Origin of the sequence: Idiomarina baltica OS145 (assembly GCF_000152885.1) — a bacterium.
GTDB classification, from domain to species: Bacteria; Pseudomonadota; Gammaproteobacteria; order Enterobacterales; family Alteromonadaceae; genus Idiomarina; species Idiomarina baltica.
The window spans coordinates 441,220-454,184 of the sequence record NZ_CH672403.1; the positions used below are offsets into that span (position 1 = coordinate 441,220).

Here is a 12,965-nt window from a genome sequence, read left to right on the forward strand (position 1 = left end):
CCGCTCTCCTATTAATGGTCTCGACAGGGCTCGTCGGGATACTCAAGTTCAATTGTAGTATGCGCTAAATTAAAGCCTTGTAGCGCATCGGAAATATTAAGTTTGAGCCGGCCCCGCTGCTCCGCAGTCAGCTCACGCGCAACCACAATATGCGCGGTTAATACATGACGCTCACCATCAAGCGACCAAAAGTGAATATGATGAGCATCTTGCACATCATCTAGTTTTATCAGTTTTTCTTGAATAGCGATATAGGCCTCTTCGCTGGGCGCTGCTTGCACAAACAGTTTCACTGTAGAGGCCAAAGTGCGAATAACATTAAGTAAAATAAATAAGGTAAAACCGATAGATAACAAAGGGTCAAGAATAGGCCAGTCGACAAAATACAACACGATTGAGACTATCAATACCGCGACCCAGCCCAACACGTCTTCGATCAGGTGCCAATTTAATACGCGTTCATTAAGCGTCTCACCTGCACTTAATTTAAACGCCGCATAACCATTAACGGCGACACCAAAAACCGCCAGTCCGATCATTCCTTCAGCAACGGGCATCACGGGATCAAATAAGCGAGGGATGGCGGTATAAAGCACCCAGACCGAACCGGCAATTAGAATCACCGCATTAATAAAAGCCCCGACCAATGAAAGCCGCTGATACCCGTATGTGAAGGTGCGAGATGGATCCCGCTTACTGAACTTGTTGAGTAACCAGGCTAGGCCTATAGATAAGCTATCGCCTAGATCGTGCACCGCATCTGCAAGGATCGCTGTACTGTTCGTTAAAACACCACCAATAAACTCAATGATGGTGAAAGCCAAGTTGAGAAAAAATGCCCAACCAATCCGGTTCGAAGACATATCGTGGTGATGGTGATGATGGTGGTCGTGACTCATAAACTCCACTTGTTAACTCAGTGAGACGGACAACAGAGTGTGTGTTGGTTTAGTAACTACTATGACACGATAAGACGTATATGCGAAGCATATCGCGATTTATGTCGCTCTGACTTCGTCATTTTGGGCTGACAACACAGTACTATTATATTATTGTAAAAATAATGTTATCAAAATGAGAGAACACAGTGCGAAAACTTCTTATACTTGGATTGCTTTTAACGAGCTTCAACGCCCTTGGCAAAACATTTGAAACACCTACTTTTCTCATTCAATGCCAAGATTGTACAACCGGTCAACTCCGTGACTGGTTCTTCAACACGATCGTTCTTAATACAAATAAAAACCCGGAAAAAGAACATCAACGCATCTACTCAGAATATCGCATCATCGTACATCGACCTGAGTCATCTCGGTACGACGCGTTTAAAGTGATCGCACCCGTAACACGCTTAATGCAAGGCGATATTAAACCAGAAACCTTTAACGTCTCAAAGACCTCTCATACAAACAGTGAAACCTACCTCGCGAAGCAGCTGTTTGCCTATGCAAAGCAAATCGATAAACAATTAGATCATATCGGCGACCAATTAAGCCGTTCGTTTAAAACTACGGATGAGTATCAGCAATGGCTTAACTCAAATAACACGCAAGCTAATAACCACGTCTGCACAAATAACCCTCAATATCTTGGATTAACGTCTTTCTTTTCAGTTGATGCGCGTAAACAGTTACAACAACAAGCAAGCCAACTGTTCAGCGAAATCGACTTCAACAGTGAACCAACGACGATCGAGGTAGCCAACCAGTCTCGGTTTATTAAGGGCACTCTCAATCAGTCTTCTATTTACTTGATTAAGCGAAAGCCGTTTCATAATTCGACAATATCCTTAAATTTTGCCGATCCGGAGGACCCAAAAGACTCTGCGAAAGCAACATTCCTCCTGACATTAAAGGGCGATACGCTGACTATTAATCCTACTGAGTCGTTAACACGGCTAGGCAACAAGAGCCTGAGTCTTTTCGAAGACTTTGGCGGAGAAGTGTCGCCATGTGCTGTTGTGGCAATGAATAGCTATCAAACACCTCAAACAATTCGACAAACACAGAAAGAGCCTAGACTTGCAGCTAATGTTAATCCCGATAATCCACATTTATGCGCATACATTTATGATGCGCAAGATAAAACACGCAGATTGATTCTAGGAGCAACCTGTAGCTTGATGTCGGATGGAGCTGATACCGTTGATAGCCGCTAGCTATAGGATTCCGAAAGGCTTCTATCTTTCGTCTGACGGCAACAAATTGGTCAAGAGTTGAATTTACCAGAGGCTACATTATGACCTTAATACTAGTCCACGTTGCGATCATAGCTCTCATCACGCTAATCTGTATAAAAATTAAAGTATGGGTGCCTATGCTTATCACCTTAATTCTATCCTTTACTTATTTTTATTGGATAATCAGTAACAGCCAACCGGACGGTCTTTCAAACATAGTTTTCTTTATTTGGCCTCCTCTTTATACAATATTATGTGGCGGATTTTGGTTTCTCTTTAATAAAATACGGTTAGCGTTATAAAGGTTATCAGTGGGAAAATACGGGGTTTTATATCAAGCCTAATGACTATCGTTTTAATCTAATTAAAAAATTGAAGTAGGTTGTGCAAGTGATTAAATTTAAGTTCAATCATTTTTGGTTTGTTTTTCTTTTGTTGTTTTTTTTAAGTAGCCTCTATTTTATTTGGCCAGAAAAAGATCTAGTCATCAATTTTTATAAGACGGGCGACGGCACTCAGTTTGAAGCAAAAATGACCATTGGCATGACACTTATGATTTTTGCAGTTTTTATTTATATGCCATTTCGAATGATTACTGAACCGTTTTTTTCGTATTGGTTAGAAAATAATAGTCTTTTCATAAAAAAGTTTGGAAAAACTAAAGAGGTTCCACTTAGTAAAATGGTTTATGTGCTTCGGAAACCATTATGGACAAGGTTTTTTGGCGCACCATATATGCTATTTTACTATAATGACAAGCGTTACAGAATACCGTCAGGATTTTACCTTTCTGAAAAAGATTATGAGTATTTAAAAACAAAAGTAGATATAACGGAACAGGGTAACTTAGAGGTGAAAGTTTAGTGTCATCCAGCAAAAAAAGGACATCTAATGTTACTCAAAAGATACATTTTATGTCCTTATTAGCCGTTGTTTAAAACGCAGTGACGGTTATTCAACCGTCACTGACTTCGCAAGGTTTCTTGGTTGGTCGACATCGGTGCCTTTAATGATAGCCACGTAGTACGACAACAACTGCAGAGGAATGGTGTACACGATAGGCGCGATGACTTCATCACAGTGACAGACATTTAATACATTCATCGTGTCATCACTGGTGAAGCGTGCGTTCTTATCAGAGAACACATACATAATCCCGCCACGGGCGCGCACTTCTTCAACGTTTGATTTAAGCTTCTCGAGCAGCTCGTTGTTAGGTGCAACAACAATGACCGGCATCTCTTCGTCGATTAACGCTAATGGGCCATGCTTAAGCTCTCCAGCTGCGTACGCTTCCGCGTGAATATACGAGATCTCTTTGAGCTTTAACGCACCTTCCATGGCTATTGGGTATTGATTACCACGTCCAAGGAATAGACTATGATCCTTGCTTGCAAAGTCGGGCGCTAGCGCTTCAATTTCAGCATCGAGTTCAACCGCTTCTTCGAGTTTAGCAGGTAAGGTTTGTAACGCTTTTACAATAGCGGATTGCTGTTGTTCGTTCATGCCACGGTACTTACCAATCGCAACGGTGAGCATTAATAGCCCCGTAAGCTGGGTAGTAAATGCTTTCGTTGATGCGACGCCGATTTCTGCGCCAGCACGCGTCATAAAAGCAAGATCTGACTCACGTACCATGGACGAGGTTGCGACGTTACAAATCGTCAGACTGCCTCGATAGCCCATTTCTTTTGAGAGACGAAGCGCTGCGAGCGTATCCGCCGTTTCGCCACTTTGCGAGATAGTCACAAGCAGACTGTTAGGGCGCACAAACGACTGGCGATACCTGAACTCAGAGGCTATCTCTACATTACACGAGATGTTTGCCATTGATTCAAGCCAGTATTTTGCCACCATGCCCGCATGGTAACTGGTACCACAAGCAATGATTTGGACATGCTCAACCGTCTTAAATAACTCGGCTGCACCTTCACCAAACGCATCATCAAGCACGGTCGTTTCGGATAATCGACCTTCCAACGCATTTCGCACCGCGATAGGTTGCTCGTGAATTTCTTTCAACATGAAATGGCGATACTGACCTTTACCGCCTGCATCGTAATTGACATCTGAATCAACGACTTCGCGCTCAACAGCTTCGTCAGCGCTATCATAAATTTTGATGTCGTTACGGTTGATATCGGCAACGTCACCTTCTTCGAGATAAATAAACTTGCGTGTTACAGGTAATAGCGCCAACTGATCAGAGGCGACAAAGTTTTCACCAATACCTACGCCAATCACTAGGGGACTTCCAGAGCGAGCAACAACCAAACGTTCAGGATCATTGGTATCCATTACGACCGTTCCGTAGGCGCCCTCTAATTGTCTTACAGCCGCTTTCAACGCATCAAGTAAGTCATCATGGGTTTTACGTTCATGATGGATAAGGTGAGCAATTACTTCGGTATCGGTCTGACTCACAAATTCATAGCCTAACGCTTGCAGTTGCTCGCGCAAAGTCTCATGGTTTTCGATGATGCCATTATGCACAACGGCAATTTCGTGTTCCGATAGGTGAGGGTGGGCATTTCTCTCTGTCACGCCACCATGCGTGGCCCACCGAGTATGTGCGATACCTATGGTGCCATCAACTGGACTCTCATCAATAGCGTCTGCTAACGCTTGAACTTTACCTGTACGCTTAATCGTTTGTAAGTGTTGAGATTTATCGATAACAGCAATACCAGCTGAGTCATAACCTCGATATTCGAGACGTTTAAGACCTTCTAATAAAATTCCGCTGACACGTCGCTCAGACGTTGCTCCTACAATACCGCACATAATTACTGTTCCCTTTTCTTTGGTCTTTCCCAACCATCTATGTTTCTTTGCTTACCGCGCGCAACGGCTAGTTGCTGATCTTCAACATCTCGAGTGACGACAGAACCTGCACCGATAGTCGCTTCTTTGCCAATTTTCACAGGTGCGACTAGTGAACTATTAGAGCCAATAAATGCACCATCACCGATTTCGGTTTTGGATTTGTTAACACCATCGTAATTACAAGTAATAGTACCTGCACCGATGTTTGCTTGTTTACCGATCTCTGTATCACCTAAGTAAGTTAAGTGATTCGCTTTTGAGCCCTCGCCGAGACGAGTTTTTTTCATCTCTACGAAATTACCAACAAGGGCTCCTCGCTCCATAATCGCGCCTGGACGTAGTCGCGCAAAGGGACCGACTTGGCAATCGGTCTCTATGTGAGCATCCTCAATATGGCTGTTCGCCTTAATAACTGTGTTTGCACCAATTTTAGCGTTTCGAATAACACAGTTTGGCTCAATAACGACACCATTACCAAGTTCAACATGCCCTTCAAACACAACATTTACATCTATTACCACATCTTCGCCAACAACAACCGAACCGCGAACATCAAAACGCATCGGATCCATCAACGTAGCGCCTTGGGTCATCAAGTCGCGCGCAACTCTTTGCTGGTAAGCTCGCTCTAAGCTGGCAAGTTGAATACGGTTGTTCGCTCCCTCAACTTCGTTTGTTTCACCTGGTTGAGTTGAGGCGATATCGACGCCTTCACTAGCTGCCATAGCAACAATGTCAGTTAAATAATACTCTTGCTGGGCATTATTATTATCTAATGCGCCCAGCCAGCGCTTAAGCGCATCACCGCTTGCTACCATGATACCGGTATTTACTTCGTTCACCTGAAGCTCTTCGTCGCTCGCATCTTTCTGTTCAACAATACCAACGATACGCTGTGTAGCCTTGTCACGAATGATACGCCCATAACCAGATGGGTCATCTAACTTCATTGTAAGAAGACCTAAGTCGGTGCGTGTAGCAACGTCGAGTAGTTTAGATAGAGTTTCCGGCGTTAACAGAGGAACATCGCCATATAAGATTGCGACTTTTTCGTCAGGCAGAAGCTCATCCATTACTTGTTGAACAGCATGCCCGGTTCCTAGCTGCTCCTTTTGTTCGTTCCACACCAAGGATGAGTCCGAAACGTGCGCTTTTAATTGCTCCCCTCCATGGCCATAAACTAAATTTATAGCGTGTGGCTTTAACACCTTTGCACAGTCAATTACGTGCTGCACCATCGGCTTGTGAGCAACCTTGTGTAACACTTTGGGCAGGCTCGAACGCATCCGTGTTCCTTTTCCCGCAGCCAAGATGATTACGCGAAGTTTCATATCTTTTACATCCTTAGTGTTATCGATTTGTTGAAAACGGACATATTCTACATACAAAAAAGGCCTTGTTGTACCAACAACAAGGCCTTTTGCGTAATTTTTTTCTAATTTTTAACGTCTAAGCTTACGAATAACTTCAAGTTGCGCCATCGCGCGTGATAATTCTGCAATTGCTTCAGCATACGACAAGTCAGAACCTGAATCCGCAATCGCTTCTTCCGCACGCTTACGCGCTGCTTCAGCTTCTTGCTCATCTAGCTCATGACCACGTACAGCAACATCAGCAAGAACAATCACTTGACCTGGTTGCACTTCAAGAACACCACCGGCAACATACAGCAGTTCTTCTTGACCTTCCTCACTCAAAAAACGAACCATTCCTGGTTTGATTTTGGTCAGTAAGGGTGCGTGTCCTGGGTAAATACCCAGTTCACCTTCGCTACCCGACACCTGGACCGTCTGCACAACGCCGGTAAACAACCGACGTTCTGCACTCACGATTTCCAGATTTAACGTTTGTGTCGCCATTTAAACCTCCCAGTTGGTTACAGGTTTTTGGCTTTTTCAATCGCTTCTTCGATGGTACCTACCATGTAGAAAGCTTGCTCTGGAAGATCATCGTAGTCACCTTCAAGGATGCCCTTGAAGCCAGCGATAGTATCTTTGAGCGATACGTACTTACCAGGTGCTCCTGTAAATACTTCTGCTACGAAGAACGGCTGTGATAAGAAACGCTGGATCTTACGTGCACGAGCAACGGTACGCTTATCTTCTTCAGATAACTCATCCATACCCAAGATAGCAATGATGTCTTTCAACTCTTTATAGCGTTGAAGTACTTCTTGCACACCCATCGCTGTGTCGTAGTGCTCTTCACCGATAACCAGTGGGTCGAGCTGACGCGAGGTTGAATCCAATGGGTCAACCGCAGGGTAGATACCCAATGATGCGATATCACGGTTAAGTACAACAGTTGCGTCCAAGTGAGCAAAGGTTGTTGCTGGTGATGGATCCGTCAAGTCATCCGCAGGTACGTATACGGCTTGAACCGAGGTGATTGAGCCTGTTTTGGTTGACGTAATACGTTCCTGAAGTACGCCCATCTCCTCAGCCAATGTAGGCTGATAACCTACTGCTGATGGCATACGACCCAACAATGCAGATACTTCCGTACCGGCTAGGGTGTAACGGTAGATGTTATCAACGAAGAACAATACATCGCGACCTTCGTCACGGAATTTCTCCGCGATGGTCAAACCGGTCAATGCAACACGTAAACGGTTGCCCGGTGGCTCGTTCATCTGACCATAAACCAATGATACTTTGTCGAGAACGTTTGAATCGTTCATTTCGTGATAGAAGTCATTACCCTCACGAGTACGCTCACCAACACCGGCGAATACTGAGTAGCCGCTGTGCTCGATAGCGATGTTACGGATAAGCTCCATCATGTTTACGGTTTTACCAACACCCGCACCACCGAACAAGCCAACTTTACCACCTTTTGCAAAAGGACAGATCAAGTCGATAACTTTGATACCTGTCTCAAGCAAATCGCTGGTGTTTGACTGCTCTTCGTACGTAGGTGCTGCGCGGTGAATAGACATACGCTCTTCTTCACCGATAGGGCCCGCTTCATCGATAGGCTGACCTAATACGTTCATAATACGGCCCAGGGTTTTCTTACCCACTGGAACCATGATCGGCTCACCGGTGTTTTCAGCGATGATGCCGCGACGCAAACCGTCGGTAGTACCCATTGCGATGGCACGAACAATACCACCACCTAGCTGCTGCTGAACTTCTAGCACTAGGCCTTCAAGGTTACCTTCGGTCACTTTCAATGCGTCGTATACTTTTGGCACTGCGTCTTGTGGAAACTCAAAGTCCACAACGGCGCCGATAATCTGTACGACTTTACCTTGACTCATGACTATTCCTCTAACTCTTCAATTCTTTTACCGTTGCCGCGTTATACCGCTTCGGCGCCGGAGACGATTTCCGATATTTCTTGCGTAATCGCTGCCTGACGAGCTTTGTTGTACTGCAGCTGAAGCTTATCAATAAGGTCTTCAGCATTGTCAGTTGCAGCTTTCATCGCAATCATACGAGCAGCTTGCTCACTGGCGAAGTTATCTACAACACCCTGATACACCTGGGTCTCAACATATCGACGAATAAGCGTGTCGAGAATGCTTTCAGGGTTTGGCTCGTACAAGTAGTCCCAGCTACCCGTTTGGACATTTTCGTCCTTTTCCGCTTGCGGCAATGGCAGCAATTGGTGAATGGTCGGCTCTTGTGTCATGGTGTTAACGAACTTGTTGTACACCACGTACAAGCGGTCGATTTTGCCTTCTTCAAAAGCGTCCAACATAATTTGGACAGAACCTGTAATTTCTTTAAGTTCTGGCTTGTCACCTAGACCCGATACTTGGGCTTGCAACTTACCACCAAAACGTTTGAAAAAGCCGGTTGCTTTACTTCCGATGGCTGCAAAATCAGCCTCAATGCCTTGTTCTTTCCACTCGTTTGCGTGTTTTACGACGGCTTTAAACTCGTTAGAGTTAAGGCCACCACATAAACCACGGTCGGTAGAAATAACAATGTAGCCCACACGCTTCACCTCGCGTTCTTCCATAAATGGATGACGATACTCAATGTTTCCGCGTGCGACATGACCAATCACTTTGCGAATGGTGTCCGCGTATGGACGACTTTCATCCATACGTTCCTGCGCCTTTTTCATTTTTGACGCAGCCACCATCTCCATAGCGCTAGTGATCTTCTGAGTATTACCGATACTCGAGATCTGTGTCTTTATCTCTTTACCGCTGGCCATGATGATTCTCCTTTAACTCAACGACAAATGGCCGCTTACTAGCGGCCACCGCCAATTACCATGATTGCGTTTGCTTGAATTTCTCAAGTGCCGCTTTCAATTGGCTATCGATGTCGTCGTTATAGTTTCCGGTTTTATCAATTTCAGCCATCAGCTCAGAGTATTCGCTCGCCATGAATGATTGTAGAGACTCTTCAAAATCCATGATTTTGTCGATAGCCACATCTTTCAGGAAGCCTTTCTCAACGGCGTAAATTGATACAGCCATTTGAGCCACGCTCATAGGCTTATATTGCTTCTGCTTCATCAACTCGGTGACGCGCTGGCCATGCTCAAGTTGAGCACGAGTCGATTCATCAAGGTCAGATGCGAACTGAGCAAAGGCTGCCAATTCACGGTACTGAGCCAAGGCTAGACGGATACCGCCGCCCAATTTCTTGATGATCTTAGTCTGTGCAGCACCACCAACACGAGAAACTGAGATACCCGCGTTAACCGCTGGGCGAATACCTGAGTTGAACAGGTCAGTTTCAAGGAAGATCTGACCGTCAGTGATTGAAATCACGTTAGTCGGTACGAACGCAGATACGTCACCCGCTTGTGTTTCAATGATAGGTAATGCGGTCAAAGAACCTGTTTTACCTTTCACTTCACCGTTGGTGTGCTTTTCTACATAGTCAGCGTTGACGCGAGCAGCGCGCTCAAGTAGACGCGAATGTAGATAGAAAACGTCACCAGGGAATGCTTCACGACCTGGAGGACGACGCAGTAGCAATGAAATTTGACGATAAGCAACTGCTTGCTTCGACAAATCATCATAAATAATTAATGCGTCTTCACCGCGGTCACGGAAGAACTCACCCATAGTACAGCCAGAGTATGCTGACAAGTACTGAAGCGCCGCAGATTCAGAAGCAGAAGCGGCTACAACAATGGTGTTTTCCAATGCGCCGTGCTCTTCCAGCTTACGAACAACTGCAGAAATCGTTGAGTTTTTCTGGCCGATTGCGACGTAAACACATTTAATTCCAGAGTTTTTCTGGTTGATGATTGCGTCAACTGCTAAAGCCGTTTTACCGGTTTGACGGTCACCGATGATCAACTCACGTTGACCACGACCGACTGGGATCATCGAGTCGATTGATTTGTAGCCGGTTTGTACTGGCTCATCAACAGATTGACGATCGATAACACCCGGTGCAATTTTTTCGACAGGCTCGTAAGCTTCCGCTTCGATAGGACCTTTACCGTCGATAGGTTGACCAAGCGTGTTAACTACACGGCCAAGCAACTTGTTACCAACAGGTACTTCAAGAATACGACCCGTAGATTTAACTTTTACACCCTCTTGCAAGTCAGCATAAGGGCCCATTACAACCGCACCAACAGAGTCACGCTCAAGGTTCAGTGCGATAGCGTAGCGGTTTCCAGGAAGCTCGATCATCTCACCTTGCAAGCAGTCTGCAAGGCCGTGAACGCGAATGATACCGTCTTGTACAGACATGATGGTACCTTCGTTGCGCGCTTCGCTGGTGACTTCGAACTTCTCAATACGCTCTTTGATTAGTTCTGCGATTTCATTTGAATTCAGTTGCATGCTCAAGTCCCCAATTAGGATTGCAGTGCATAGGCAAGACGTTCTAGCTTGCCACGCAGTGAACCGTCAATCACGGTATCGCCTGCTTGAATGGTTAATCCGCCAATCATTGACGCATCTACACTGCAGTTCAGCTTAATTTTGCGTTGCAAACGTGCTTCGAGTGCCTTAGAAAGCTCAGCTTGCTGAGCATCCGACATTTCGACCGCACCCGTTACATCTACGACAATTTCCTTTTCGTAATCAGCACGGAGCACGTTAAATTGTTCCAACACCGCTGGCAGGGCAGTTAAACGTTCGTTTTCTGCCATCACCTTGATAAGATTCTGTGCTTGTTCGGTTAATGCGTCTCCGCAAACACCGATAAACACCTCACTCGTGCGACCAACGGTAGCAGAGCTACTCAAAAAGCTCGCCATACGGTCATCTTGCGCCACTGAAGCGGCAAAAGACAACATCTCGGCCCACTTATCGAGCGCTCCTTGTTGCAAAGCAAAATCAAAAGCTGCTTTTGCGTAGGGGCGAGCGACAGTAGTCAGTTCTGACATAAGCTCAAACCCCTTGATTAAAGTTCAGCGACCAGTTTTTCAACGATGTCGCGATGAGCGTTCTCATCAATCTCACGCTCGATAATTTTCTGAGCACCAGTCACAGCTAGAACAGCGACTTGCTTACGCAACTCTTCACGAGCACGATGGCGTTCAGCTTCGACTTCCTCATGACCAGACGCGACGATTTTCTCGCGTTCTTCGTGACCACGCTGAGTTTCGTCCTCAACGATTTTTGCGCCACGTTTCTTAGCCTGCTCAATGATTTCAGCCGCTTGCTGCTTCGCCTCTTTAAGCTGCTCAGCGATGTCTTCCTGGGCTTTTTCTAAATCTTTTTGAGCACGTTCGCCAGCACTAAGCCCGTCAGCAATTTTCTTCTGACGTTCTTCAATTGCCTTGATGATCGGTGGCCACACGAACTTCATGCAGAACCACACGAACACGGCGAACGCGATCGTTTGTCCAATTATAGTAGCGTTGATATCCACAACGGACCTCCTTTATTTGGTGACCGTCGAATCGCGCTTAGCCTGCTACCTGAGTTAAGAACGGGTTTGCGAATGTGAATAGCAAAGCAACCGCAACACCGATCATAGCGATAGCATCGATAAGGCCCGCAACGATGAACATTTTAACTTGTAATTGAGGCGCTAGTTCTGGTTGACGAGCGGCCGCTTCCAAGAATTTGCCACCCAACATACCGAAGCCAAGCGCTGTACCTAGTGCAGCAAGACCGATCATGATTGATACAGCGATAGCGGTAAAAGCAACTACAGTTTCCATTGATATCTCCAATTTTCAGTAGATTAAAGTTAAAAAATAAAAGTAAAACCAAACTTAGTGTTCAGATGATGCCATGCTTAGATAAACAATGGTCAACATCATAAAAATAAATGCCTGCAAAGTAATAACTATGATGTGGAACGCCGCCCAGATAAAGTGCGCTGGTAACTGGAACAGCCCCATCATGGCAATCAAAATAAAGATCAATTCACCGGCGTAGAGGTTACCAAACAAACGCAGTGCCAGCGACGCCGGCTTAGCGAGTAGCGTGATACTCTCGAGCACAAAGTTCACAGGGACAAGCGCCCAGTGATTAAATGGCGTAAACGTCATTTCTTTGGCAAAGCCCTTGATGCCTTTGTATTTGATCGAATAGATAATGATCAAAGCAAAAACACTTAAGCTCAGTGCGAATGTAGTATTCAAATCGGTGGTTGGCACCACTTTGAAATACACGTCATGAGGATCATTAACAAACCCTAGCCAATAGCCCGTGTACATAGCTGCCGTAGGCAACCAATCGACAGGTATTAAGTCCATCAAGTTCATCAGGAAGATCCAGACGAAGATGGTTAACGCTAAAGGTGCAATGAGTTTATCTTTGCCGTGGAATGACTCTTTGACGCTGTTATCGACAAACTCGACAACCATTTCGACAAAGCATTGCCACTTACCAGGTACCCCCGCAGAGGATTTTTTGGCTACTCTGCGGAAACTCCACAGAAATAGCACACCTAGTAACACGGACCAGAAGATAGTATCGACATTTACCGCCCAGAATCCTTCACCAACCGTCCAGTTTTGAAGGTGGTGTTTGATATACTGAGTCGGAGTTTGCTCTCCACTTACCATGTTGTTTCCC

At 45.4% G+C, this 12,965-nt stretch carries 13 protein-coding genes; 2 read left to right on the forward strand and 11 right to left on the reverse strand.

Annotated features, from left to right (window positions below):
* Nucleotides 1-11: 11 nt before the first annotated feature.
* Complete coding sequence (locus tag OS145_RS03460; RefSeq protein WP_040487614.1) at nt 12-899, reverse strand: cation diffusion facilitator family transporter; 888 nt, start codon at nt 897-899, stop codon at nt 12-14.
* 188 nt (nt 900-1,087) lie between these two features.
* Between OS145_RS03460 and OS145_RS03465 the strand changes: the two genes are divergently transcribed.
* Both OS145_RS03465 and OS145_RS03470 read left to right on the forward strand, forming a co-directional pair.
* Nucleotides 1,088-2,158, forward strand: a complete 1,071-nt coding sequence (locus OS145_RS03465) for a hypothetical protein (protein WP_006954738.1) — start codon at nt 1,088-1,090, stop codon at nt 2,156-2,158.
* Nucleotides 2,159-2,569: 411 nt separating this feature from the next.
* Nucleotides 2,570-3,043 (forward strand): hypothetical protein, encoded by a 474-nt coding sequence (locus OS145_RS03470; RefSeq protein ID WP_131382123.1) that lies wholly within the window; start codon nt 2,570-2,572, stop codon nt 3,041-3,043.
* 87 nt (nt 3,044-3,130) lie between these two features.
* Here OS145_RS03470 and glmS read toward each other — a convergent pair whose 3' ends face one another.
* The 10 genes from glmS to atpB all read right to left on the reverse strand — a co-directional run bounded on the left by glmS (nt 3,131) and on the right by atpB (nt 12,955).
* Complete coding sequence (glmS, locus tag OS145_RS03475) at nt 3,131-4,963, reverse strand: glutamine--fructose-6-phosphate transaminase (isomerizing) (RefSeq protein ID WP_006954740.1); 1,833 nt, start codon at nt 4,961-4,963, stop codon at nt 3,131-3,133.
* A 2-nt stretch (nt 4,964-4,965) separates the two neighbouring features.
* Entirely contained in the window at nt 4,966-6,336 is a 1,371-nt protein-coding gene (glmU, locus tag OS145_RS03480; RefSeq protein ID WP_006954741.1) for a bifunctional UDP-N-acetylglucosamine diphosphorylase/glucosamine-1-phosphate N-acetyltransferase GlmU, read from the reverse strand.
* Between the two features lie 111 nt (nt 6,337-6,447).
* On the reverse strand, nt 6,448-6,864 hold the full coding sequence (locus OS145_RS03485) for a F0F1 ATP synthase subunit epsilon (RefSeq protein ID WP_006954742.1): 417 nt from the start codon (nt 6,862-6,864) through the stop codon (nt 6,448-6,450).
* Between the two features lie 17 nt (nt 6,865-6,881).
* Entirely contained in the window at nt 6,882-8,267 is a 1,386-nt protein-coding gene (gene atpD / locus OS145_RS03490; protein ID WP_006954743.1) for a F0F1 ATP synthase subunit beta, read from the reverse strand.
* Nucleotides 8,268-8,308: 41 nt separating this feature from the next.
* On the reverse strand, nt 8,309-9,175 hold the full coding sequence (gene atpG, locus OS145_RS03495; RefSeq protein ID WP_006954744.1) for a F0F1 ATP synthase subunit gamma: 867 nt from the start codon (nt 9,173-9,175) through the stop codon (nt 8,309-8,311).
* A gap of 55 nt (nt 9,176-9,230) precedes the next feature.
* Entirely contained in the window at nt 9,231-10,772 is a 1,542-nt protein-coding gene (atpA, locus tag OS145_RS03500; protein ID WP_006954745.1) for a F0F1 ATP synthase subunit alpha, read from the reverse strand.
* Nucleotides 10,773-10,786: 14 nt separating this feature from the next.
* Nucleotides 10,787-11,320, reverse strand: a complete 534-nt coding sequence (atpH, locus tag OS145_RS03505; protein ID WP_006954748.1) for a F0F1 ATP synthase subunit delta — start codon at nt 11,318-11,320, stop codon at nt 10,787-10,789.
* A gap of 17 nt (nt 11,321-11,337) precedes the next feature.
* Complete coding sequence (atpF, locus tag OS145_RS03510) at nt 11,338-11,808, reverse strand: F0F1 ATP synthase subunit B (RefSeq protein ID WP_006954751.1); 471 nt, start codon at nt 11,806-11,808, stop codon at nt 11,338-11,340.
* Between the two features lie 37 nt (nt 11,809-11,845).
* Nucleotides 11,846-12,103, reverse strand: a complete 258-nt coding sequence (gene atpE, locus OS145_RS03515) for a F0F1 ATP synthase subunit C (RefSeq protein WP_006954753.1) — start codon at nt 12,101-12,103, stop codon at nt 11,846-11,848.
* A 54-nt stretch (nt 12,104-12,157) separates the two neighbouring features.
* Nucleotides 12,158-12,955 carry a F0F1 ATP synthase subunit A gene (gene atpB, locus OS145_RS03520; RefSeq protein WP_006954755.1) on the reverse strand — a complete coding sequence of 266 codons (798 nt, stop codon included), beginning with the start codon at nt 12,953-12,955 and terminating at the stop codon, nt 12,158-12,160.
* Nucleotides 12,956-12,965: the final 10 nt, after the last annotated feature.